Genomic DNA, 21,176 nt, shown 5'->3' with positions numbered 1-21,176 from the left:
TGTATCTCTATTTTATCATAGAAAAAAAGGAGGGGCAACCTCCTTTTCCTGTTATCGCGATGTTCGTTCCACCTCATATTTCTGAAAAGTGCGCACGCAGGTTTTCAATTCCTCGTAGCGCTGATCCAGAGGGCCTTCCTCAATTACCACATCTAACACAACCGCCATATTATTAATCATCCGGTCTGTTACCTCTCCCCGCATTTCCAGCAAAATCTGATATTTTTCTTCCATGGTTTCGGCATCGAAAAACGCCATCATATTCTCTTCCGCCGTAAGTTTCGGCGCAGAAACCTGCTTCGCGCCCCGGGGCTCCTCCCTCTGGCTGTCCGGCGGGTTCTGTTCTGTCAGCTGAAATCGGTATTCCTGACAGACATTGGGATATTTTTCCCTGTCCACCGGGCTTACAAACATCTTAAGGGGCCTTGCATACGTCTGGAATCCCCCGTACAGCGCCTGATAAATCACCAGCTCTTCCCCTGTCTCCGAGTGCTCTGCCACTGTAAGCACCTGATATAATCTGTCTTTAAAATGTAAATAGAATTCTCCTGGTTTTGGATTTCCCTGGGGCATATTTCTTCCTCTTTTCTCAATAATGCCGTAACTGTCCCAAAACAGTTACGATTCTAATAATATCTGCCTGTTCAAACAGCCGTTACGATATGGCCTGTTTCTCTTTCCTGCCAGGAAACCGCCTGTAAAACGGCAGCCTCCCCGAAGGCCGTTACCCCACGGCCTGCTTCTCTTTCCTGTCTTTGGTAATCTTAAGGGCGCACAATGCAGCCAGAACGCCAATCAAAGCGCCGCAGACCACATCCGACGGATAATGAACTCCCACATACAGTCTGGACAGACAAATCGACACTCCCAAAATCATCGCAGGAATACCGATTTTTCTGGGCGTCCGGCAAAATATCACCAGAGCCGCAGCCATGGAACTGGTGGAATGACCGGAAGGGAACGACCAGTCTGCAGCCGTTACAAGCGCATTCAGCTGGGGTATGGCAACATAGGGCCTTGGCCGGCACACCCAGTTTTTCAGCAGTATATTTGTCACCAGCAGCCCAAGCAGCAATGCGATTGTCATGGCAATTCCTGTTTTCTGATATTTCTTCTGTATCAGAAATAATACCGCCAGTACAATCCAGATCACTCCGGCATTCCCCAGACTGGTGAGAAACAAAACAATGGGGTTCAGCCATTCAAAACGTAAAAATTCCTGGATAAACAGCAAAATCCTGCCGTCCAGTTCCGCTATCATTTGCAGCATATGTTCTTTTCCTTTATCTTTCGTATATTATATGACGCCTCTTTGAAGCACTTGCCTTATAAGCGTTTTAAAATCCGCTTAATATCTTTATTTTCTCCAATAATCATCAGATGTTCATCCCGCTGAAACACATGATCCGCACTGGGGAGCAGGCTGCTCTTTCCATTCTGCTTAATGCTCAGAATGTTGGCATTGTATTTCACGCGGAAATTCATCTCCTTAATGGACTTTCCAATCCACTCCTCTAAGGGCTGTATCTCATAAATGGAGTATTCTCCCAGTTCCAGATAATCATACACATGATTGGCGCTGACTTTCATTGCCATGCGTTTTGCAATATCCCGGTCAGGATAAACCACTTCATCCGCGCCGTTTTTCAATAAAAACTTCGCCTGGATATCCCTGGTGGCCTTGCTGATCACACAGGGCGCCCCCAGTTCTTTCAGCAAACTGGTAATTTCCAGACTGCTCTGAAAATTCGTTCCGATACACACAAAACAAATATCAAAATTTCGGACGCCGAAGCTGCGCAGTACATCCTCTTTGGTACAGTCTCCGATTTTCGCACTGGTGACAATGGGCAGAATATCTTCCAGTTTTTCTTCTATCTCGTCCACAGCCATCACATCATTGCCGTTATTTACCAGATTTTCACATAAATGCTTTCCGAATCTTCCGATTCCGATTACAAGAATTGATTTCATTCTTTTCCTCCTATCTCACGCGCAGCCAAATCTGCGGCAGGTTTTCACCCATCTATCCAATTGTAATCCGCTCAATCGGCAATTGCACCAGCGAACCCCGCTTTTTCTCCGTAAATGACAGTGCAAAGGACATACTTCCGATTCTGCCGCTGTACATCAGCAAAATCAGCAGATACTTGGACCCGAGGGTGATATCCCTGGTAATTCCCGTTGAAATCCCCACCGTTCCAATGGCCGAAAATACCTCCATCAAAACATCTGAAATTGGCAGCCCCGGCTCAAATCCACTCATCAAAAGCGCCGAAACAGCAGCCAGAAGCAGATTGATAAAAAATACGGTGCTGGCCTTCTTAACGGAATCTTCATCCAGCCTTCTTCCAAAAATATTCAGCCCCTTCTGATTCCTCAGATTCGACCAGATATACAAAAGGATCACCATCATGGTGGTGGTTTTCACTCCTCCGGCTGTGGAACCCGGACTTCCGCCGATAAACATCAGAAGCACCGTCAAAAGCCGCGTCCCTTCCGTATAAGCTCCGGTATCCACCGTATTAAATCCCGCCGTCCGGGGCGTAACTGCGCCGAACACAGAAGCCAGAATCTGGCTCTTTACATCCATCCCCGCCAGAAGATTTTCCCGTTCAAATATATAAAAACATATGCTTCCGCCCAGGATCAGCGCCAGTGTCATGGTAAGGACAATCTTCGTATGCAGCAAATATTTTCTCACGTTCCATTTATGCAGGGAAATGTCATCCCACACAATAAACCCAATTCCTCCCACAATAATCAAAAGCATAATGACAAGATTCACCAGAATATCATCACAATATCTGGTCAGGGAGCCATAAGGCTCAAACTGTCCCATCAAATCAAAGCCTGCATTGCAGAACGCAGAAATGGAATGGAAAATCCCATACCAGATTCCCTTGGCCCAGCCAAACTCCGGAATAAAACGTATCATTAAAAGCAGCGCTCCCGTCCCTTCAATCAGGGCGCTGTAGCAGATAATTTTCCTTACCAGGCGCACCGTTCCGCCAATCTGCAGCGTATTGACGCTTTCCTGAATCAGATTCCTCTCTTTCAGCCCAATCCGCCTTTTCAAAAATATGGAAAAGAACACGCCGATACTGATAAATCCCAATCCGCCTACCTGGATCAGCAGAATAATCACAATCTGCCCAAACAGCGTCCAGTTGGTATATGTGTCTACTGTCACAAGCCCCGTCACGCAGGTGCTGCTGGTTGCCGTAAACAGCGCGTCCAATAATCCCACGCTTGTTCCGCTTCTGGAAGCAGCCGGCAGAAGCAGCAATATGGTTCCCACCGCAATAATCAATAAAAATCCCAGGGCAATGGTCTGTACCCTGCTGAGTCTTTGCGTCATCTTATTTCCTTCTTTCCTTCAAGCCCTGTAAATTCCCAATGACACCTTTATTCTGTCTCTATCTGACACATTTATTCCGTCTCTATCTGACACATTTTCATAGTAAGCATTGCCGCCTGATGGGAGTCCGGCGTCACGCCTGCGCAGCAGGAAGAATCCACCCGGATGGAAATCTCCGGCATTGCCGCTTTCAGCAAAAGCGCATTGCTTACCACACAGATATCAGTACACAGACCTGCCAGTTCTATTGCAAGAGGCTCTTTTTCATTTTCCTTCTTCAATAATTCCATCAATTCCAGAGAACCGAAGGTGGGTTTGTCAATCACATGGGACGGCTCCGCAAGGGCTTCGATTTCCGGATGAAGCTGCCACCCTTCGGTCCCTTTTACACAATGAACCACCGGCAGTTTCTTCCCTTCGGCCGTTTCCAGGTAATTCTCTCCATGGGTATCCCTGGTTACATAAATATCAGATTTCCTGAAAGATTTCATTTTCGCAATGACAGGCTCTACAATGGCCTGGGCTTCCTTTGTTCCCAGAGAACCGTCAATAAAATCCTTCTGCATATCTACCACCACTAAAATGTTACGCATGACTGCACGCTCCGTTCCCCGGCTCATCCGCCGGAATTATTTGCCTGATTCATTCAGGGCCGGCAAAACACCCGGCATTACGTCGTTTTCTGCTGATGGGAAAGGCGGAAATATTCCGACCTTCCGGCGCAGGAAGTGCTGATGGACTCAATGGCCACCCCGCCGCCCCGCACAATCTCAATCTGCTGAAACTTGCTCCGCAGCAAATCAATCAGTTCATTGTTGCGCCGTTCTGTCATTTTGCATTCCAAAAGCACGCTGTCTGTGCCGATGTCAGACACCTCCACCTGAAATACCTGGGCAATCTGAAACAATTCCGCCTTGTCTGCCACGGAACAGTTTTTTACTTTTGCAAACAGGATTTCTTTCATATGGATGGGCATATCCGTCAGGTCAATGACTTTAATAACCTCCACCATCCGGTTCAATTGCTTCTTAATCTGTTCAAAGGTGATATCGTCACTGGTCACGCAGATCGTCATCCGGGAGACTGTTTCATCCTCCGTGGTTCCCACTGTCAGGCTCTGCAGATTATAAGATTTTCCGGAAAAAAGCCCGGACACTTTGGCCAGGACGCCCACCTGATTTTCCACATACAATGCAATCCATCTGTTTTTCATTCCAGTTCCCCCTTCTTATTTCAATATCATTTCCGTCATGGGATTGCCGCCTTTTACCATAGGCAGCACAATCTCCTCCGCGGCAATCATAAATTCTATAAAAACAGGAACCTTCTGCTCTTTCGCCTTTTCAAAAGCGGGGGCAATCTCCTCCTCTTTCGTAACGCGGATTCCCATTGCTCCGTAGCTTTCCGCCAGTTTCACAAAATCCGGCTCATAGGGAGGACAGGAAGGATTGGGCCCCTTGCAGTCATTGGGACAGTCTTTTCTTCTCCGCAGGCAGGTAGCCTTATAGCGTTTTCCATAGAAAAGCTGCTGCATCTGCCGCACCATCCCCAAATAGCAATTGTTCAGGATACACACAATCACGTTGGCTCCCTGGGTCATGGCCGTAGCCAGTTCCTGCAGGTTCATCTGCATGCCGCCGTCTCCGGTGATGCATACCACCTGTTTCTCAGGACAGCCGATTTTGGCGCCGATGGCTGCCGGAAAACCAAATCCCATGGTTCCGAGGCCGCCGGAAGTGATAAACTGTTTTTTTTCATTCAGCTCTATGTACTGAGCCGCCCACATCTGATGCTGCCCCACATCAGTCACAATCACGCCTTCTGTGAACTGCTCATTGATTTGCTCCATAATCATCTGAGGCGTCATGCCTTTATCTCTGCGCATTTCCAGAGGATTTTCCCGATCCCATTCCCGTATCCTGGAAAGCCATTCATCTGTATCCTGGGGCTCCGCCCACTCTAACAGTTTTTCCAGGGCCAGATTGGCATCGGCCACAATGGGCACATCCACCACCACATTTCTGGAAATGGCCGCTGTATCAATGTCCACATGAACAATCTGGGCATTGGGGGCAAATTCATTCAAATCTCCGGTAATCCTATCGTTAAACCTGGTGCCGATGGAAAACAGTACGTCGCACTGGCCCACCGCCAGATTTGCCGCATATTTTCCGTGCATACCGCTGTTTCCTATATAATAGGGATGACCGGTAGGAATGGCGCCTTTGCCCATAACAGTCGTCACTGCAGGCACCTTCGTCTGCTCCACAAGCCGCAGCATCTTCTCGTTGGCCCTGGCAATATTGATACCTCCGCCCACCAGAAACAGCGGCTTTTTGGCTGCTTTCAGCAGTTTATATCCTTTTTTCAGCTGGCCCACATGAACATTTTCGTTGGGCTTATATCCCCGGATGGATACCTCCTTCGGGTATTCCCCCGGCCCTGAAGCAGTCTGAATATCCTTTGGCAGATCAATCAGCACCGGGCCCGGCTTCCCGGTCTTGGCAATGTGAAAGGCCATTTTCAGGATTTTCCCCAGGTCTCTCCGGTCACGGACAGTAACGCCGTATTTGGTGATGCTGCGGGTCATGCCCACAATATCCACCTCCTGAAAAGCGTCATTTCCAATGAGGTTTAAGGGCACCTGGCCGGTGATGCACACCAGCGGAATATTATCGTAATGGGCGTCTGCAAGGCCCGTAATTACATTGGTGGCACCAGGGCCGCTGGTTACCACGCAGACTCCCACTTTCCCGGTGGCTTTCGCATAGCCTTCCGCTTCATGAATCAATCCCTGCTCATGTCTGGGCAGCACCAGTTCAATTTCCTCATGCTTGTATAATTCGTCCAAAATATCTGTTACCATGCCGCCGGGATAGCCAAATACGGTGTCTACCCCTTCTTCCAGCAAGGCTTTTACAAATAATTTTCTTCCTGTTATATCCATCGCCATAAGATTCACCTCTGCTTTTTTTCTGTATCTGCTCTATTGTAGCAGAAATTTCAGCTTTGGGAAAGTGTCAATCTTAAGGAAAATTGAAATTTCTCCAATAATTTTGGAAAGGGGATACAAAGCAGGAAAAAAATGTAGTATACTGAGAATTATATTCGTACTGCCGCGAACGTTTTATATTTGGATACGGCGGTTAAAAATAAGGAGATGCAGCATGGAGGATAAAAACTGGTACTGCGAAATTGACAACATAAAAATAACTGTCAATGCCCACAGTTACACCATCATTACTGCTGGAGAAAAGAACGGGAACATGTGGTGATTAATGTAGAACAGGTTCCGCCCGATTCTGACGGTTCTGAATATAACCGGGCGTTGCGGTTAAATCCGCCTTCTGCTTTGCTGTCAGAATATTTAGAGACGTGTGAGGATGCAGAAATGGATTAAGCTGCGGGACTATAGCAAACGTTTTATATTTCGATACACAGGAACTACCGGATTGCCCTTTGGCTAAGCAAACGGTTCATGGGCGTATTGTGCGGAGGCGAAATCCACTGCTTACGGAGACTTAGGAGTGACGGCTCTCTAAAACTCCTTAGCCGCAGTTCGCAGTTAGTTCGCCGGAACACTGCCCGGTTTGTGTGTCAAAGGGCAGTCCGGTAGTTCTGTCCGTATCCAAATATACAACGTCCGTTGCAGTACTGAATCGCATTTGAAAATAAAATAAAAGAGAGGTATGAAAACATGGACATATACAAATTCTGGCACGATGTTTTAGAACAAAACGCGGATGCTGTCAGAGATTACTTTGACAAAAACGCCGATATCTATTGGCATTGCACCAACGAACATTTTAACGTAGACGAATTTATCATCGCAAATTGCGAATATCCCGGCAGCTGGTCTGGCAAAGTAGAAAGAGTTGAACAAATAAACGACTTATTGATTACGGTAACCCATGTGTACTCCCAGGATAGAACACTGTCATTTCATGCCACGTCTTTCATCAAAGTCATTAATGATAAAATTACTGCACTTGACGAATATTGGGCAGAGGATGGCGCTGCGCCTGAATGGAGGCAAAAGAAAAATATTGGAGGTATCTTTCGGCATGATTGATTTACAAAACAAGAGTATCTGCCCCACCATAGAAGAAATAGGCGAATATGTCAGAACTCCCGTCTTTATGCAGTTCTGCTCAGAAATTAGGAACACATACCAATGTAAAGAAAAAATAGAATACAGTTCCTGCAGTTGGGAAAAAGGCTGGAATATAAAATTTAAAAAATCCGGAAAAACATTGTGCACCATATATCCAAGAGAAGGTTATTTTACCGTCATGATTGTTGTGGGCGCAAAAGAAAAACCGCTTGCAGAAGCCATACTCCCGGAATGCACAAAAGAACTGCAGAACATCTATCATCAGACAAAAGAAGGAAACGGGCAAAGATGGCTGATGATTGATTTAGAGGAGCAGGGAAGCTTATACCATGAGCTCTTGCAATTAATTCAGATCCGCATGAACTTGAAAAAATAAAATTTGGGAATCACTTTCATTTGTTAAAACAGATAACATCTTAAAGGATATATGTGGCATTCTCCAAAGAATGTTTTACGACTGGATATCGAATTTGGACATCAGTTTTCTGAAGGTATCTTGTCCATCCAGACAAGTGTCTGTCAGATAGCCTTTCTCCAATTCCCATTCAGAGAGTCCACGGTAATAATACATTTTTTTTCATCCTCAATAATAAAAGGAATAAGCCCGAACCGCAGGCACTCTTTTAAAGCAATCAGCCTGCCGACTCTGCCGTTACCATCTGGTAATGTCTATATCCGACACTATCAAATAGCTCTGAAAAAATATGTTTTTTAAGGAATACATGTATTCTTGTCACTAATTATTCCTTCCATTACGCGATAAAATAATAGGTATATATTTTTCTTCTAACCTCCGCGTTATATCTTCACTTTTTTTAATCAATTCTGCTTGTCTAATCCCCCATTCAGCAGCAGCTTTATTGTCTTCTAATTTCTCACTTAAAATAGCTCTCTTCGTCATATCAATACCTCCTTAACGATCTTCGTATACAATATTTGCTTCATGACAATTAGAAAGGAAACAGAATACGGCCTTCTGATAATCACGTACATTGTTTCCTTCATTATGCACATTAACTGCGTGATTATATATTTCTATAGCTTTTTTGCGGCTATAATTTTCCTTTTTTACAAGATATGAAATATTCCCTAAGTTTGTAACTACCACCATCATTTTAACAGTTCCATTACTAAGAAAAAACTTTACATCTTCCAATGAAAATTTCGATAGTGATGGATGATTATGAAGCACAATAACAACACATTGAATAGAGGTTGTTATCAAATGATATGCTACTGTATTCATGCATGGATCAACCGAATGCTCATCCCCTAAAGCAACCCCCATAAACGCTTTCCCTTCGGCAATCAAGTTTCTATAATCGAGGCTATAGGTAAGCGCCACCTCATTAGAATCATTCTCATTTTTAGAAACCATCAACACTTCCTTCGCCAATTCCTGCAACATCAAATATTCACTTTCAGGAATCTCTCTATATTTAATCAACGGTACTTTTTCAATAGCCATATCTGTAATCACAATTTTGTGGGTACGCTTTCTGGCCATTTCTAACTCATTTATTTTTTTATCCTCAGATTCCATCTCGAATCATCCCTTCTTCCAAATTACTCTTACTTCCTAAAATCTTTTATATTAAGTTATAATATCAGCAGTCCTCAGATATTTATAAAATTCTTCAAGATTCTTTTGAAATGCTGACAATGCTTCTAACTGCTCTTTTTTGATTGCAGTTTGACTGTTTGTATATAACAATTCGGGATTTTTCTTAAGTTTATTCCCCTTGCTAAAAATGTAATCTTTGAGTTCAAAAAATTTTTGCATTTCCGGAGTGCTAAATATGCATCATCATTATATTTCTTTAACTGACTTTTTTCAACAGTATATTCATACATATCATTCACCTCATAAAATTAGACTCATGTTTGTATAAAGATTCCTTTGTGAAAAAGTAAAGGAAAAGACATTCAAACATTCTGCTGTGTATTATGTTTGAATGACAATGGAACAAGTATAACCATGCCGTATCAAAGCCACAGTGCGTCTTTGGCATACTGCACACTTGTCATTGAGAAAAATACTGAAAATAAACTCAAATATATCCCAGCGTCTTAAGCAGGAAAATCCATCCCGTCAGCGTAAATGACGCAAGCAGTGTCGTTGCCACCACAATACTGGCTGTCAGCGTCCCATCATTTCCCATATTTTTTGCCATAATATAACAGCTTGGCGTAGTGGGAGAGGCCAGCATAATCAAAATTCCAATTAATTTCTCCCCATCAAATCCCAGGGCCAATGCCGCCGGCAGAACGAGCAAAGGCTGCGCCGCCAGTTTAATCATAGAGGCAGCCAGTGTGGGCCTGATTTTTGCCAGAGCCTTTCGGCCCTCAAATCCTGCCCCCAACGTAATCAGAGCCAAAGGCGTTGCCATCTGAGACACATTACTTACAGTCTTATTTACCAGAATCGGAAACTGTATCCTGCACAGAGACACCGCAAGTCCCAGAAAAATACTGATAATAATTGGATTTTTCAAAATATTAGTGCAGGCTTCTTTGATTTTTTCTCTCTTATCTGCATTCCGGCTCTGTTCTCCCTCAAATGTCAGCACAATTACTGAATAAATATTGTACAAAGGCACCGCGCCTACAATCATCAAAGGCCCCATGGCCGACTTTCCGTAAATATTCTGAATAAAAGCAAGCCCCATCACCGCCGCGCTGCTTCTGAAAGACGCCTGCACAAAAGCTCCTCTCACAGAACTGTCTTTCAGAAATAATTTTGCGCCGCCCCAGATAGCCCAGAAACAGAACGAGCTTGCCAGTGCGCAGAACAAAACATACTGCAAATCAAAGACCGCCCGGATATCCGCCGAAGAAATATCCCGAAACAGCAGAACCGGCAGCGTCACCTGAAAGTTAAATTTATTCGCTACGGTCACAAAATTATCGTTCAGCATTCCCATCTGCTTTAAACCCCATCCCAGTACCATCACCAGAAAAATCGGAATTGTCACATTAATGCTGAAAATAAAGTTTTCCATTGGCAGATCACCCTTCCTGACAAGGACTTTTCTTTTCATATTTCAGAAAATAATATTCCAGATCAAAATAAGTCTGCTCTTCGCTGTCCGCCGTCAGCTTCCATGCTTCCTGCTCCTCCAGATTTGGAAACCAGGCGTCCGCCAGATATTCATAATCAATCCTTGTAATATAGGCCGTATCGCATAAATCCGCCATCTGCCGGTAAACGCTCTCTCCGCCTGCAATGTAAATATCCTGGCTGTCATACTTTTTCAGTTCCTCCAGAAGCTCCTCCATACTGTGTACCATAACGGCGCCTTTTACTTTCCTGTCCGGATTGGCCGTCAGCACAATATTCGTTCTGTTTTTCAGGGGCTGCCCGCCGGGAAAAGTTTCCAGGGTTTTCCTTCCCACCACAATCACCTTTCCTGTGGTCAATTTCTGAAAATATTTCATATCTTCGGGAATCCGCACCAGTAAACGGTTGTCCTTGCCGATTCCCCAGTTTTTATCCACTGCCGCAATTAAATTCATGATCTGTCCTCCCGATTCTAAACCACTGATGCAATCACATCCATACCCTGTCCTCCCGATTCTAAACCGCCACCGGAATCTCTGTAATCTGCGGGCCGGTCACATAATTTTCCAGTCTGACGTCGTCTCTGGTAAATTCATAGAAATCTTTCACCTGAGGATTCAGCCAGAACCTGGGCGCCGGATATGTTTCCCGTTCTATCAATTCCTGCACCAGAGGAATGTGCCGGTCGTAAATATGGGCGTCTGCAATCACATGCACCAATTCCCCCGGTTCCATTCCGCAGACCTGGGCAAGCATATGCATCAGCACCGCATACTGGCACACATTCCAGTTATTGGCCGTCAGAACATCCTGGGAACGCTGGTTTAAAATCCCGTTCAGCACAAGCTTTTCCCGCCCCGGATTCTGGGTCACATTAAAAGTCATGCTGTAGGCGCAGGGATAAAGATTCATCTCACTCAAATCCTGGTGCACATAGAGATTGGTCAGTATCCTGCGGCTGAAGGGATTGTGCTTCAAATCGTAAATCACCCGATCCACCTGATCCATCATGCCTTCTTTATAAGAATGCTTCACTGCCATCTGGTATCCGTAGGCTTTGCCGATGGAGCCTGTCTCATCCGCCCACTCATCCCAGATATGGCTGTGCAGCTCGCGGATGTTATTGGATTTCTTCTGCCAGATCCAGAGCATTTCATCGGTACAGCTTTTGATGGCTGTTTTTCGCAGGGTAATGGCCGGAAATTCTTTTGACAAATCATAGCGGTTAACCACGCCGAATTTTTTTATCGTATAGGCGCTGGTTCCGTCCTCCCAGTGGGGACGCACCTTTTCCCCCTCTGTGCTGACGCCGTGTTCCAGAATGTCCCGGCACATGTCTATAAAAATATGATCTGCTAAACTCATTGGCTTCTCCTTATTTCTCATTTTTCTGTCCAAATTATCATAACACAATTTTAACCAATTTCAACCCTTTCTTAAAACACCCTTTTTTGCAAATATCTGCACAAAATTTATTTTTTTCGCTTTTTTAAAGATTTTTTCACAAAAATAGTGTATACTGTAAAAGATTGAGAGCAGCCGCTCATCTATTACAATATAAGGAGAATGGCTATGAGTCAGAAAAAGGTAGACCAGTATAAACAAGAAAAAGCAAACCGCAAACAGATTATGAAGCGTGAGAAAATGAAGCGCCGGATAGCTGCGGCATGCGGCACAGTAGTCAGCGTTGCCGTAATCGGATGGGTCGGGTATTCCGCATTCGGATATTTTAATCAGAAGGACGCTGAAAATCCCACTCAGACAGAAGTAGATTTAAGCTCTTTAACTGAATATCTCAGCGGCCTGCAAACTGAAGAAGCTGTGGAAGAATAATCCTTCCACAGTTCTTTTTTCATAAATTCAGGGCCGATTGCTACTTAATATAAGTTTTCCCCTGATAGACTGCGGCAATCCATCCGGAGGGCGTCTGCATCCAGACATCGTTTCCAACGGTTTTCACTCCTTTACAGGTTATCCTGGTTCCTGCATCCACTGCGCCGTCCCGATCCGAATCATGCTTCTTGCCGTCTGCCGTTAACTCGCTGTAGCTTTTGGCCCGGTAATTGGTTCCGGCCCCGGTACGCACCTTCATTTCCGCCTGCAGGGTATACTCCTCTCCCACCTGATATTTATCCGCTCCGCTCTCCGGCTCTTTATCCCCGCTGTCATCAAACAGGGTGCGGACTTCAATCATATCGCTTCTGCGGGTGATATTGGAATAGGTGACTCCCGGCCCCGGATTGTCTTTTGTATTGGACGAACTGCCGATGGATTCATACATTTTCCCATTTACATCACAAATTGACACATGGGTGGCCTTATCTGGATTTCCAAAAAACAGCAAATCGCCCTTTTTTTGCTCCCCGGCGGGAATTTCCTTTCCAATGGCCCGATAGCCCTGGGAGGTTGTGCGCCCCACCTGAAAGCCCGAGTCCTGAAGCACCCGGTACACCAGTCCGGAGCAGTCATATCCTCCTTCTTCCATACTCTCGCCGCCCCAGACATAAGGCCTGCCGAGATATTTTTTGCAATTTTCTATAATATCATCTCTTTTTATTGTTCCCATATTGCCTCACTTTCTTTTCTAATACAATGACTCCTTTAGGCGAATAATTGAGCTGCAGCGATATTTAACCGCCGGAGCAATAAATCTTCCCCTCAGCATATATTATGCAAAAAATTTGTTCTCGACTATATTCCTTGTAATGATCCGTAATTCCCCAAACAGGAAAAGCCCATTCTTCCAGAATCTCTATCAAAAATTCACATTTCGGAATTACTCTCCAAAAACCGCCACATTTCGCTCTGATTAATTGTTACAAATGTAATATGCAATTTAATTTTAAAATAAGGGAGCTGTATTTTATGAACACCGATTACTCAGATATCACCCTGGAAATAAACGGGATACTGTCCGCCCCTTATAAAGACGGAGATATTTTAAAAAACCGATACCGGATTCTCAGTCAGGACAGCGGCGGACAGAGCCAGATATATTTTTGTTTTGATTTATGGAGCCAGGTTCCGTGCGCCCTGAAAGCCTCCGGGATTCAGAAGCCGGATGCCCTTCAGGCAGAACTTCAGAACCTGTTAAATCTTCCTTCCCATAAAAATGTAGTCAAACTCTACCGCCTGGAGCAAATCCAGTCGGAATATTACATTGTCATGGAATGGCTGCCCAATTCGCTGAAATCCCTGTTGGCCGGCAGCATGCCTGTTCCTGCGGAAAAAACTGCAACGATTGCCCTGTCGGTCTGTCTGGGCATGATACACTGCCAGAAGCACCTTTCCCAGCCAAAAAAGCCTTTTGTGCACGGAAATTTAAAGCCCTCCAACCTGCTTTTCACTCAGGAGGGCAATGTGAAAATCACAGACTTCGGAACCAACAGGCTTTTACAGGATTCCTCTCTGTCTCCAGATTCCGGATTTCAGGCAGAGCAAACGGCCAGTCAAAAAAACAGGCCGTATGCTCCCCCTGCCTTGAACGCCAATGCACTGGATGATATTTTCAGTCTGGGAAAAATTATGGAAGAGCTTTTTCTCTGCGGAAAAAAAGAACAGCAGTTAACATGTACATATCCTGCAGCCGGCAAAAAAAGCCCCCCGCCGCTTTTCAGTCAGGAACAGCAATTAGCGCGCCTGATACAAAACTGTACGGCAGAACTGCCCCAAAACCGCACGCCTTCTTTTGAAAAACTGGCCGATGAACTTCTGGAATTTCTGCACCTTCCCTCCGATTTCAGCAACGCAGACTCCGGCTGCTATAGCCCGGAAGAAAGAAACTGGCTGAAGGTCCAGGCATGCGACCAGGCAATCCTGGGAGAATACCAGAAAGCAGATCAGATTCTCTCCCGGCTGACAGAATCCGGGGAAGAACGCGACAAAGAATTTCTGGCCGGCGCCTGCTGCAGCCTTGGCGATGTGTACCGCAAACAGAGCATGTACGAGCGGGCGCTTCCGCTCTATGAAAAAGCAATCGCCTACGACCAGGACAGAAATTCTTATCTCTGGACAAACAAAGGCATTGTGCTTTGCCGCATGGACCGCAGAGAAGAAGCATACCAGTGCTTCTGCCGTGCGCTTGCCATCAATCCCTATGATTTTTCCGCCATTAAAAACGAGATTGACATTCTCCGCAGCCAGGGCCGCACCCATGAACTGAAAAAAGCCAGAGTCCGGCTGTTTTCCCTGTACAGACAGCAGCCTGAAGCCGAAGAACTTCTAAAACACATCGGCAATGCCTGTTATGCGTTAAAAGATTTTGAGCCGGCCCGCACCTGTTATGGCAAATACCTGGAATACAACAGAAACGACTGGGAAACCATCTACCATTACGCCATGTGCCTCTACCTTGACAGAGACATTACCCATGCACGAAATTATTTTCAAAGGGCTGTTCGGATGATGGAGGAAAACATTGCCGATGAGGAGCAGTCAAAGCTTATGTATTTAAGCATCAGCCTTTACCACCTGGGAGACTACTGTCAGTCCATGGAATATCTTAACGAATACAGGCGCCGGTTCGGCAGCTCTTCTCAGACCAAGCGCCTGAAGCTGCTGCTGGAGCTGGACTGTCAGCTTCAGGAAAAATACGGGCCCCTGCTCTCAGACGTATACCGGCAGCTAACCAGTGTTATATTTGCCAAAGATCCCCGGAATCACTATATGCCGATTCTGGAACAGCTGAACTCCATGAAAAAATACTGGGAACGCAGCAAAATTACGCAAACCCTGGCCGGACATGCCTGCGACATGTATCTTTCCTGCCTGGATTATCTCATGGCCTGTTACGAGGGACTGGGACAGACAGAACATGCCCTGGCCTGCTGCGATCAGATATTGTCTTTTGACCGTTCCTTGCCGGAAGGATTATATAATAAAGGAAGAAATCTCCTCCTGGCAGAAAAAGCCTATGAAGCCCTGCCCTATTTCCAGGCCGCACTGCGCTTTCAGCAAGATTCGGACACTGGCCGCCAAATAGAAGAAAGTCTCCGTCTGGCCCAGCAAGCCGTAGAAAATTCCGCTGAATGCCGCAACCTGTTTCTGGAACAAATCATGGATGAAGCCGGCAAATCAGGTGACATTCTCCTCAGCCTGCAGAGGATTTTAGATGAAAAATCCTTTTTTCTGACTGAGGATTTTCCCAACCTGCTGAAAAACTGCGCCAAAGACAGAATAAAGCAATTAACCGCCCCATTCTGCGCTGCAGCTTCTTCGGACATGCCCATGCAGCATCCCGACGGCAATGTCTGGAAATTCCTGCTGCAAGTGCTGAAGCTGGCAAATGCCCTGCAGCAAATCCCCGGGGAACAGAAAGACATCTGCGCCGGCGGGGCCTTAAGTCTGTATCAGCTTCTGGAGGAATACACGGCGGAAACAAAAAGTGATTTCACAGAGAATCTCACCCAGGCAAAAAAAGACTTATCAAAATCGCCTGACCCCACCGACAAAGCTGTGTTTGCAGAAGCAAATACCGAACTGGGCGATCTGCTTATGGAGAAATACCTGGATACATCGCGGCCCCAGGAAATGCTGAAAGAAGCCGCCAGATGTTATCAGCGCTCCCTGAGCTACTACCGTCCGGAAAAATTTCCTCAGCAATACGCCTTCCTTATGCTGCGTATGTCCATACTTATGGAAAAACGCTATCGGCTGCAAAAAGATCACAGTCTGCACCTGGCCCGGGTCTACTTCAGCCAGGTCAGCCCCAAAGAACTGCCTGCCCAGACGAACGCGGACGCCATGTACCGCCAGATGGAGCAAGTGCTGCAGTAAACCGGACTTTATGCGGAACTGCAGCGTTTGTATAAAAACAAAATTTGCCGCAAGCCTTAGATTAAAAAACTTAAGGCTTGCGGCATTAATGAAAAAAGAGCGATAGACGGGGCTCGAACCCTAAGTCAAAAATCGCCTGAATCTCATAAGAAAGACCAACTATTAAAAGTCAAGTAAATAATTGAAAAAATTTAAAAGAAATTTTATAGAAAAAAGAGCATGACAATAAAGCCTGTTGTCAGGCAGGCCAACGTGAGTGAAAAGGATTTATGCTTTTGGAACGTAAGGCTGATTGCTTTTCAGGACGGCATAAATGATGTTGCACATTTTTCTGGCAACAGCTCCAACACAGGTCAGATGATGTTTGCCTTCCTCCCTCTTTTTCTGGTAATAGACACTTAATACGGGGTCTTTAAAGGAAGCAATCAGGGCGGACTGAAAAATCGCTTTCCGCAGATAAGGTGATCCACGTTTGCTCATTACATTGTGGGCTGCTTCAAATTCACCGGATTGTGTGACCGTAGCATCCAAACCGGCAAAAGCCACCAGTTTTCTGGGGCTGTCAAATTTGGAGATGTCGCCAATCTCGCTTAGGATGGCCGCTCCTGTGACACTGCCAATTCCAGTAATGGTGGTAATGGGGGATTCCAGTTTTTCCATGATTCCGGAAATTTCCGCTTCTGTTTCTTTTACCTGCTTTTCGATAAAAGAAATTTGCTCAATCAGTGTTTTGAGCTGGAATGTGAAGCTGTTTTTGGCAAAGGTAATGCCAAAAGAAGAGGATGCGGCAGCCTTTAACTGCTCCGCTTTGGCAGCGCCGACTTTCTGTCTGCTGAGCTGAGCCAGCAGTTGGGCCAGGGTTTCGGATGAAACCGATTCAAAATCAATGGGCGAAGAAAACTGGAGGAGGATTTCTTTTGAGGTTTTGCCGAAAATGTCGGAAATCCCCATGCCTCTGTTTATTCATATATCTTTCCCATATACAATATTTTCGCAAATGTTTTGTAATCCACTTTTTCCCAATCTACCGTACCATCAAAAGCAGAACAGTCATCTACCCAGCTTGCCATCTGTCCCAGATAATCAGTAATCGTAGTATTTTCCCATTCCTCAGGATGTTCTTTTGAATCCATAGCTAACTGTACAACAAAATTCAAAAAATCATCCATATTAGCGATATTATTTATCATCTCTACCGGATTTTCCATAGATAATCTCCTTTTCCATTTCCCTGCAGATTCCTTTCATAAAATCCCATACTTCCGAAAAATGCAGTCCAAATCTGCCCGGCTGATTTTCCCTGCCAGATAATATCCCTTGACGGTTGCCTCAACTCCCCAAAAGAAAATGTCAAAGTTGAACCAGTCGCCCGCATCGTAATATTTCCGCAGTTCCGCAAACTCACGCCACAGCCTTTCCAGCAAATCTCCCCGAAGTTCTATGGTTTCGTCAATAAACATTTACCTGCACCCACTTTCAATTAACATATCCTGCCTCATATTCCACGCTTTCCCTATATCAAAACTGAAAAAAGATTGACAAATTTCCTGCCCGGTGGTATTCTTTTAAGCAAAGAGAGGCGGTTTTGTACCACTGGCTACCTGTTAGTCCTGAGTGGGTTACTCGCTTCTTTTTTTATATCCACCAGATCATACAGGTACATCTTTCCTTTCCCCGTACAGTTTACCACCAGACAGCCGGAATAAATATTATAATTTTCCGTTTTCGTGTCATTATCATAAACCAGCATGGCAAACCTTGTCGTATAGTAATACCAGCCGTTAGCGGCATTACCGGAATGTTTCTCTTTCCGGTTTTCCCGGAACCTTTTATCCGAGGCAATCCCCACCATTTCACGGATGCCCTGTGCCGCATTGGCTTTCGCCTTTGCCCTGCCGCCTTTCATCTTCCTTGTATATTTTGAACCGGCATATTCATCCGGGAAGTCTTTTCCCAAATAAATAACGTCGCCGGTCTCCGCTATTTCCACCAGTTCCCCGACAAACCGTTCCAGATACTTCTCCACCTCATTCCAGTCAATATTCTGTTTATTTGAAAAAATAATATCAGGCAGAACAACAACCTTATTGCCGTTTTCATCCAGTGCGATTTCCAGTGTTTCCATATCATTCCTCCCCCGTGTTGAAACTATTGTAACACGCACAGATATGAATGCACAACCGAGAATTATTTTTATTCATACCGCCTGCGTATCTCCATCATCCTCACAACCGAAGTTTCCGGATAGAAATACGACAGTATCACTTCTTTTGGCACACGGACAGCCATTGCCCGCTTTACCTTCTCTTTCTGCTCCACGGTAAATTTCCAGTGGAACATACGGTAAGAAATGGAATCTGCTGCCTTATCATTTCCACCTGCCACCTGTTTTCCATTATCCGGCACTACCTCCGGTTTCCCGATTCCCACTGTAATAGATGTTTCCGGCTTTCTATCATTTCCCATCATAAGCGGTTTCGCTGTTCCTGCCTCCCCTATTACAAAGGATTCCGGCATTTTCCTCTGACGAATCCGTCGTTTCATTTTCCATATCAAAAGCATATTCCAATTCCAGCCCTGACTCCATATCTTCATTCAGGTGCTCCTGCTGTTCCAGCCCGTCCAAATCCATAAACCGTTTCTCCATGTCCACCTGACCTAACAGCATGAAATCCTCATAAGTGATTGTGTCAATATAAACCGGCTCCCCTTTCTCAGCTGTTCCCTCCCCCCAATTTTCCCCAAAAAATCTGAAAGACCAAAAGCAATTGCAGGAATAAAATGGAATCATCAAGGATACGCCAAAACAAAGGACTGCCTTAAAATGATACTGCCAATCAGACAGAAGCAAAGAAGAAAGGAAGTAAAGGATATGACAGAAAATTCAAAAAAAACTATTACAGGCACTTGGTGCCCCGGCACATAAAATCAGGCGTTACACACTTAGCCGCGTCCCCGCCTGCTCTACCCCATCCGGAATAGGTCATCTGTCCCCAGAACAGCTTGTCGCCATGATACAGCTGATGACAGATTTCGAAAACCAATATGAAATTTACCACGCCATCATTTCGTAGGAAAGCTGTTACAAAACTGTTAATTTCCTCCTTTTAGTGCGATGGATTTCATTGAAGTGCAGTATGAACCTTCAACGGAATCATTCATAAGGACTTTATAACCAAAAAGGGGCTTCCCCCAAAAAACATAAATAAAAGGAACGGCAGATAAGATTACCGCCCAAAAAAGAAAACCACCAAAAAAGAAAACCACACTGGTATATCTTCCAGACATATACCATGAAAAATAACCCTATACAACCGTCCCACCCTTATGATACAATGCCTATAGAAGATATCCGGGAGATATATTATCAGAAAATAAAAGAGAAAGCCATTGAGAAATATACCTTTCCCAAAAAACCGTCTTCTGACGGCTATTACCATATGTATTTAAAAGACCCACTGTCAAAAAAGAGAAGGAGTGTGAAAGCCAAAACCTTAGAGGCGTTAAAGGAAAAAGCATACCAATTTGAAAACGGAATATCCGGCCAGTCCAAAAAGACATTCAGGACATGTTTTGAAATCTCACAAGCGGAAAAACTCCGCTATGTGAAAAACAAAGAAAAAACCCTTTCCATCCAAAACACAATTTCAAGGAACCAGTCTGAATACAGACGTTTCTTTGAAGGAAGTCGCATAGAGAGCCTCCTGATAGAAGAAATCTCTAAAAAGGACATTGAAGAGATTGTGGAGGCAAACCTTAGGAAATTTGATTTGCACCCCAAGGGGCTTGCTTCCATGCGTTCCATCCTAAATGCCGCCTTCACACTGGCCTATCAGGAAAACTGGATTTCAGACAATCCCTATTTACGGATTGACTTTAAAAAATATTCCGATATGCTGTCCGCCCCAACCCCTACGGAAGAAAGGGGCTATACAGACGCTGAAATTGAACGAATCATACACCAGATACAATTAACGCAGAAAAAACGCCAAAGTGCATCACTGCATATGCGGTCTCAGGCGCGGAGAGGTGCCGCCACTGCGTTGGACAGACATACATAACAATTACATCCTGATATGCCAGGAACAGCTGACTATAAAAAAGACTGAAAACATCCCTGAACATTTTGAAATTGTTGGGCACACAAAAACCTATAAGAACCGTAAATTCCCCATCACGGATGAATTGGAGGATTTCCTGAAACGCCTGAAAAACATCCATGAAACATATTATCCTGCCAGTGAATATCTCTTCCCTGCAAAGACAGAGAATGGATGCATCACGAACAACTGTGTCTATAACTATTTCCGCAGGATTTGCAGAAAGGAAAATATCAGGATAAGTAAAGAAGCAATAAAAGGAACCCACGCGTTTCGGAGGACAAGGATTACGGAGGCCATCAACAAATCCGGCGGGAATATCGTAATGGCATCTGAGCTGTTCGGGAACAGCCCGGAGGTAGCAAAGAAATATTATTACACCGGAATTGATTTAGAGGAAGCAAGAGGCATACTGAACAACTGACATTGGAACCAAAGTAAACAAAACTTGCCTACATCAGAAAAATAAAAAAGCCACAAGCCCTTGATTTTAGCGGGCTTACAGCTTTACAAACAAAGCGATAGACGGGGCTCGAACCCGCGGTCTCGACCTTGGCAAGGTCGCGCGTTACCAACTACGCCACTATCGCATGTCATAGATGATACTACAATATGCTTTTTTTGTCAATAGGATTTTAAAAATTTCCTCAAAAATTGTAACAGTACTTAATTGCAAATTTAAATTCCACCCCTCTATGGAATTTAATCTTGCAAGTCTTCCTCTACTCAATAGTGGAATTTAATCTTTCCGAATGATCTGTTAAA

At 44.9% G+C, this 21,176-nt stretch carries 27 protein-coding genes, 1 tRNA gene and 1 pseudogene; 8 read left to right on the top strand and 21 right to left on the bottom strand.

Features of this window, described 5'->3' with window-relative positions:
- Nucleotides 1–51: 51 nt before the first annotated feature.
- The 7 genes from ACTO17_RS16110 to ilvB form a co-directional block, all read right to left on the bottom strand.
- Entirely contained in the window at nucleotides 52–573 is a 522-nt protein-coding gene (locus tag ACTO17_RS16110; protein ID WP_172535511.1) for a DUF1653 domain-containing protein, read from the bottom strand.
- Nucleotides 574–724: 151 nt separating this feature from the next.
- Entirely contained in the window at nucleotides 725–1,270 is a 546-nt protein-coding gene (locus ACTO17_RS16105; protein ID WP_482558646.1) for a phosphatase PAP2 family protein, read from the bottom strand.
- 56 nt (nucleotides 1,271–1,326) lie between these two features.
- Nucleotides 1,327–1,974, bottom strand: a complete 648-nt coding sequence (locus ACTO17_RS16100) for a potassium channel family protein (RefSeq protein ID WP_172535509.1) — start codon at nucleotides 1,972–1,974, stop codon at nucleotides 1,327–1,329.
- Between the two features lie 52 nt (nucleotides 1,975–2,026).
- Complete coding sequence (locus ACTO17_RS16095; RefSeq protein WP_482558645.1) at nucleotides 2,027–3,361, bottom strand: TrkH family potassium uptake protein; 1,335 nt, start codon at nucleotides 3,359–3,361, stop codon at nucleotides 2,027–2,029.
- Nucleotides 3,362–3,432: 71 nt separating this feature from the next.
- Nucleotides 3,433–3,954, bottom strand: a complete 522-nt coding sequence (locus ACTO17_RS16090) for a cysteine hydrolase family protein (protein WP_482558644.1) — start codon at nucleotides 3,952–3,954, stop codon at nucleotides 3,433–3,435.
- Between the two features lie 77 nt (nucleotides 3,955–4,031).
- Nucleotides 4,032–4,574, bottom strand: a complete 543-nt coding sequence (ilvN, locus tag ACTO17_RS16085; RefSeq protein WP_172538133.1) for an acetolactate synthase small subunit — start codon at nucleotides 4,572–4,574, stop codon at nucleotides 4,032–4,034.
- Between the two features lie 15 nt (nucleotides 4,575–4,589).
- On the bottom strand, nucleotides 4,590–6,308 hold the full coding sequence (ilvB, locus tag ACTO17_RS16080; protein WP_482558654.1) for a biosynthetic-type acetolactate synthase large subunit: 1,719 nt from the start codon (nucleotides 6,306–6,308) through the stop codon (nucleotides 4,590–4,592).
- Between the two features lie 220 nt (nucleotides 6,309–6,528).
- Here ilvB and ACTO17_RS16075 point away from each other — a divergent pair, with 220 nt between their 5' ends.
- The 4 genes from ACTO17_RS16075 (at nucleotide 6,529) to ACTO17_RS16060 (ending at nucleotide 7,851) form a co-directional block, all read left to right on the top strand.
- Nucleotides 6,529–6,636: a DUF3781 domain-containing protein gene (locus ACTO17_RS16075; RefSeq protein WP_482558643.1), complete on the top strand. Its 108-nt coding sequence runs from the start codon at nucleotides 6,529–6,531 to the stop codon at nucleotides 6,634–6,636.
- Entirely contained in the window at nucleotides 6,633–6,761 is a 129-nt protein-coding gene (locus ACTO17_RS16070; protein ID WP_482558642.1) for a hypothetical protein, read from the top strand. The genes ACTO17_RS16075 and ACTO17_RS16070 overlap by 4 nt, the downstream gene beginning before the upstream one ends.
- Nucleotides 6,762–7,058: 297 nt before the next feature.
- The gene (locus tag ACTO17_RS16065) at nucleotides 7,059–7,433 is read left to right on the top strand and encodes a nuclear transport factor 2 family protein (protein WP_482558641.1); all 375 of its coding nucleotides are present in this window, start codon (nucleotides 7,059–7,061) and stop codon (nucleotides 7,431–7,433) included.
- On the top strand, nucleotides 7,426–7,851 hold the full coding sequence (locus ACTO17_RS16060) for a DUF3788 domain-containing protein (protein WP_482558640.1): 426 nt from the start codon (nucleotides 7,426–7,428) through the stop codon (nucleotides 7,849–7,851). Before ACTO17_RS16065 ends, ACTO17_RS16060 begins: the two co-directional genes overlap by 8 nt.
- Nucleotides 7,852–7,926: 75 nt before the next feature.
- Here ACTO17_RS16060 and ACTO17_RS16055 read toward each other — a convergent pair.
- From ACTO17_RS16055 to thyA, 6 genes and pseudogenes are all read right to left on the bottom strand, one after another.
- Nucleotides 7,927–8,135, bottom strand: a pseudogene (locus ACTO17_RS16055) (hypothetical protein); the annotation flags it as partial.
- Between the two features lie 76 nt (nucleotides 8,136–8,211).
- Nucleotides 8,212–8,376, bottom strand: a complete 165-nt coding sequence (locus tag ACTO17_RS16050) for a hypothetical protein (protein WP_482558639.1) — start codon at nucleotides 8,374–8,376, stop codon at nucleotides 8,212–8,214.
- Nucleotides 8,377–8,388: 12 nt separating this feature from the next.
- Nucleotides 8,389–9,018, bottom strand: coding sequence for a hypothetical protein (locus tag ACTO17_RS16045; RefSeq protein WP_482558638.1), 630 nt, complete (start codon nucleotides 9,016–9,018; stop codon nucleotides 8,389–8,391).
- Between the two features lie 508 nt (nucleotides 9,019–9,526).
- Nucleotides 9,527–10,477, bottom strand: coding sequence for an AEC family transporter (locus ACTO17_RS16040; protein WP_482558637.1), 951 nt, complete (start codon nucleotides 10,475–10,477; stop codon nucleotides 9,527–9,529).
- Nucleotides 10,478–10,484: 7 nt separating this feature from the next.
- A complete protein-coding gene (locus tag ACTO17_RS16035; RefSeq protein WP_172537403.1) occupies nucleotides 10,485–10,991 on the bottom strand; it encodes a dihydrofolate reductase in 507 nt (168 codons plus the stop codon).
- A 61-nt stretch (nucleotides 10,992–11,052) separates the two neighbouring features.
- Nucleotides 11,053–11,901, bottom strand: a complete 849-nt coding sequence (gene thyA, locus ACTO17_RS16030) for a thymidylate synthase (RefSeq protein WP_172537404.1) — start codon at nucleotides 11,899–11,901, stop codon at nucleotides 11,053–11,055.
- Between the two features lie 207 nt (nucleotides 11,902–12,108).
- On the opposite strand from thyA, the gene ACTO17_RS16025 reads away from it, so the two are divergent.
- Nucleotides 12,109–12,369 carry a hypothetical protein gene (locus ACTO17_RS16025; RefSeq protein WP_172538240.1) on the top strand — a complete coding sequence of 87 codons (261 nt, stop codon included), beginning with the start codon at nucleotides 12,109–12,111 and terminating at the stop codon, nucleotides 12,367–12,369.
- A gap of 40 nt (nucleotides 12,370–12,409) precedes the next feature.
- Here ACTO17_RS16025 and ACTO17_RS16020 read toward each other — a convergent pair whose 3' ends face one another.
- Nucleotides 12,410–13,102 (bottom strand): C40 family peptidase, encoded by a 693-nt coding sequence (locus ACTO17_RS16020; protein ID WP_172538239.1) that lies wholly within the window; start codon nucleotides 13,100–13,102, stop codon nucleotides 12,410–12,412.
- Nucleotides 13,103–13,401: 299 nt separating this feature from the next.
- On the opposite strand from ACTO17_RS16020, the gene ACTO17_RS16015 reads away from it, so the two are divergent.
- Nucleotides 13,402–16,311, top strand: a complete 2,910-nt coding sequence (locus ACTO17_RS16015) for a protein kinase domain-containing protein (protein WP_482558636.1) — start codon at nucleotides 13,402–13,404, stop codon at nucleotides 16,309–16,311.
- A 267-nt stretch (nucleotides 16,312–16,578) separates the two neighbouring features.
- Here the strand turns inward: ACTO17_RS16015 and ACTO17_RS16010 are convergent, their stop codons facing one another.
- The 6 genes from ACTO17_RS16010 to ACTO17_RS15985 form a co-directional block, all read right to left on the bottom strand.
- Nucleotides 16,579–17,262 carry an IS110 family transposase gene (locus ACTO17_RS16010; RefSeq protein WP_482558635.1) on the bottom strand — a complete coding sequence of 228 codons (684 nt, stop codon included), beginning with the start codon at nucleotides 17,260–17,262 and terminating at the stop codon, nucleotides 16,579–16,581.
- Nucleotides 17,263–17,270: 8 nt separating this feature from the next.
- Nucleotides 17,271–17,519 carry a DUF7660 family protein gene (locus ACTO17_RS16005; protein ID WP_482558634.1) on the bottom strand — a complete coding sequence of 83 codons (249 nt, stop codon included), beginning with the start codon at nucleotides 17,517–17,519 and terminating at the stop codon, nucleotides 17,271–17,273.
- A 36-nt stretch (nucleotides 17,520–17,555) separates the two neighbouring features.
- Entirely contained in the window at nucleotides 17,556–17,771 is a 216-nt protein-coding gene (locus ACTO17_RS16000; protein ID WP_482558633.1) for a hypothetical protein, read from the bottom strand.
- A gap of 137 nt (nucleotides 17,772–17,908) precedes the next feature.
- Entirely contained in the window at nucleotides 17,909–18,436 is a 528-nt protein-coding gene (locus ACTO17_RS15995; protein ID WP_482558632.1) for a hypothetical protein, read from the bottom strand.
- A 68-nt stretch (nucleotides 18,437–18,504) separates the two neighbouring features.
- Nucleotides 18,505–18,780, bottom strand: a complete 276-nt coding sequence (locus ACTO17_RS15990; protein ID WP_482558631.1) for a hypothetical protein — start codon at nucleotides 18,778–18,780, stop codon at nucleotides 18,505–18,507.
- Entirely contained in the window at nucleotides 18,767–18,979 is a 213-nt protein-coding gene (locus tag ACTO17_RS15985; RefSeq protein WP_482558630.1) for a hypothetical protein, read from the bottom strand. The genes ACTO17_RS15990 and ACTO17_RS15985 overlap by 14 nt, the downstream gene beginning before the upstream one ends.
- A gap of 625 nt (nucleotides 18,980–19,604) precedes the next feature.
- Here ACTO17_RS15985 and ACTO17_RS15980 point away from each other — a divergent pair.
- Nucleotides 19,605–20,372: a hypothetical protein gene (locus ACTO17_RS15980; RefSeq protein ID WP_482558629.1), complete on the top strand. Its 768-nt coding sequence runs from the start codon at nucleotides 19,605–19,607 to the stop codon at nucleotides 20,370–20,372.
- Complete coding sequence (locus ACTO17_RS15975; RefSeq protein ID WP_482558628.1) at nucleotides 20,341–20,835, top strand: tyrosine-type recombinase/integrase; 495 nt, start codon at nucleotides 20,341–20,343, stop codon at nucleotides 20,833–20,835. The genes ACTO17_RS15980 and ACTO17_RS15975 overlap by 32 nt, the downstream gene beginning before the upstream one ends.
- A gap of 93 nt (nucleotides 20,836–20,928) precedes the next feature.
- On the opposite strand, the gene ACTO17_RS15970 is transcribed toward ACTO17_RS15975, so the two are convergent.
- Nucleotides 20,929–21,001, bottom strand: a tRNA-Gly gene (locus ACTO17_RS15970).
- Nucleotides 21,002–21,176: the final 175 nt, after the last annotated feature.

It is taken from the genome of Petralouisia sp. (assembly GCF_056822245.1).
The sequence above is the reverse complement of the archived record's forward strand: the minus strand, read 5'-3'. Positions and strand labels throughout refer to the sequence as shown.

What these genes read in the sequence shown, in the direction of transcription:
- ACTO17_RS16110 (WP_172535511.1), bottom strand. Translation starts at nt 573, where the DNA reads ATGCCCCAGGGAAATCCAAAACCAGGAGAATTCTATTTACATTTTAAA.
- ACTO17_RS16105 (WP_482558646.1), bottom strand. Translation starts at nt 1,270, where the DNA reads ATGCTGCAAATGATAGCGGAACTGGACGGCAGGATTTTGCTGTTTATC.
- ACTO17_RS16100 (WP_172535509.1), bottom strand. Translation starts at nt 1,974, where the DNA reads ATGAAATCAATTCTTGTAATCGGAATCGGAAGATTCGGAAAGCATTTA.
- ACTO17_RS16095 (WP_482558645.1), bottom strand. Translation starts at nt 3,361, where the DNA reads ATGACGCAAAGACTCAGCAGGGTACAGACCATTGCCCTGGGATTTTTA.
- ACTO17_RS16090 (WP_482558644.1), bottom strand. Translation starts at nt 3,954, where the DNA reads ATGCGTAACATTTTAGTGGTGGTAGATATGCAGAAGGATTTTATTGAC.
- ilvN (WP_172538133.1), bottom strand. Translation starts at nt 4,574, where the DNA reads ATGAAAAACAGATGGATTGCATTGTATGTGGAAAATCAGGTGGGCGTC.
- ilvB (WP_482558654.1), bottom strand. Translation starts at nt 6,308, where the DNA reads ATGGATATAACAGGAAGAAAATTATTTGTAAAAGCCTTGCTGGAAGAA.
- ACTO17_RS16075 (WP_482558643.1), top strand. Translation starts at nt 6,529, where the DNA reads ATGGAGGATAAAAACTGGTACTGCGAAATTGACAACATAAAAATAACT.
- ACTO17_RS16065 (WP_482558641.1), top strand. Translation starts at nt 7,059, where the DNA reads ATGGACATATACAAATTCTGGCACGATGTTTTAGAACAAAACGCGGAT.
- ACTO17_RS16060 (WP_482558640.1), top strand. Translation starts at nt 7,426, where the DNA reads ATGATTGATTTACAAAACAAGAGTATCTGCCCCACCATAGAAGAAATA.
- ACTO17_RS16050 (WP_482558639.1), bottom strand. Translation starts at nt 8,376, where the DNA reads ATGACGAAGAGAGCTATTTTAAGTGAGAAATTAGAAGACAATAAAGCT.
- ACTO17_RS16045 (WP_482558638.1), bottom strand. Translation starts at nt 9,018, where the DNA reads ATGGAATCTGAGGATAAAAAAATAAATGAGTTAGAAATGGCCAGAAAG.
- ACTO17_RS16040 (WP_482558637.1), bottom strand. Translation starts at nt 10,477, where the DNA reads ATGGAAAACTTTATTTTCAGCATTAATGTGACAATTCCGATTTTTCTG.
- ACTO17_RS16035 (WP_172537403.1), bottom strand. Translation starts at nt 10,991, where the DNA reads ATGAATTTAATTGCGGCAGTGGATAAAAACTGGGGAATCGGCAAGGAC.
- thyA (WP_172537404.1), bottom strand. Translation starts at nt 11,901, where the DNA reads ATGAGTTTAGCAGATCATATTTTTATAGACATGTGCCGGGACATTCTG.
- ACTO17_RS16025 (WP_172538240.1), top strand. Translation starts at nt 12,109, where the DNA reads ATGAGTCAGAAAAAGGTAGACCAGTATAAACAAGAAAAAGCAAACCGC.
- ACTO17_RS16020 (WP_172538239.1), bottom strand. Translation starts at nt 13,102, where the DNA reads ATGGGAACAATAAAAAGAGATGATATTATAGAAAATTGCAAAAAATAT.
- ACTO17_RS16015 (WP_482558636.1), top strand. Translation starts at nt 13,402, where the DNA reads ATGAACACCGATTACTCAGATATCACCCTGGAAATAAACGGGATACTG.
- ACTO17_RS16010 (WP_482558635.1), bottom strand. Translation starts at nt 17,262, where the DNA reads ATGGGGATTTCCGACATTTTCGGCAAAACCTCAAAAGAAATCCTCCTC.
- ACTO17_RS16005 (WP_482558634.1), bottom strand. Translation starts at nt 17,519, where the DNA reads ATGGAAAATCCGGTAGAGATGATAAATAATATCGCTAATATGGATGAT.
- ACTO17_RS16000 (WP_482558633.1), bottom strand. Translation starts at nt 17,771, where the DNA reads ATGTTTATTGACGAAACCATAGAACTTCGGGGAGATTTGCTGGAAAGG.
- ACTO17_RS15995 (WP_482558632.1), bottom strand. Translation starts at nt 18,436, where the DNA reads ATGGAAACACTGGAAATCGCACTGGATGAAAACGGCAATAAGGTTGTT.
- ACTO17_RS15990 (WP_482558631.1), bottom strand. Translation starts at nt 18,780, where the DNA reads ATGATGGGAAATGATAGAAAGCCGGAAACATCTATTACAGTGGGAATC.
- ACTO17_RS15985 (WP_482558630.1), bottom strand. Translation starts at nt 18,979, where the DNA reads ATGCTGTTAGGTCAGGTGGACATGGAGAAACGGTTTATGGATTTGGAC.
- ACTO17_RS15980 (WP_482558629.1), top strand. Translation starts at nt 19,605, where the DNA reads ATGAAAAATAACCCTATACAACCGTCCCACCCTTATGATACAATGCCT.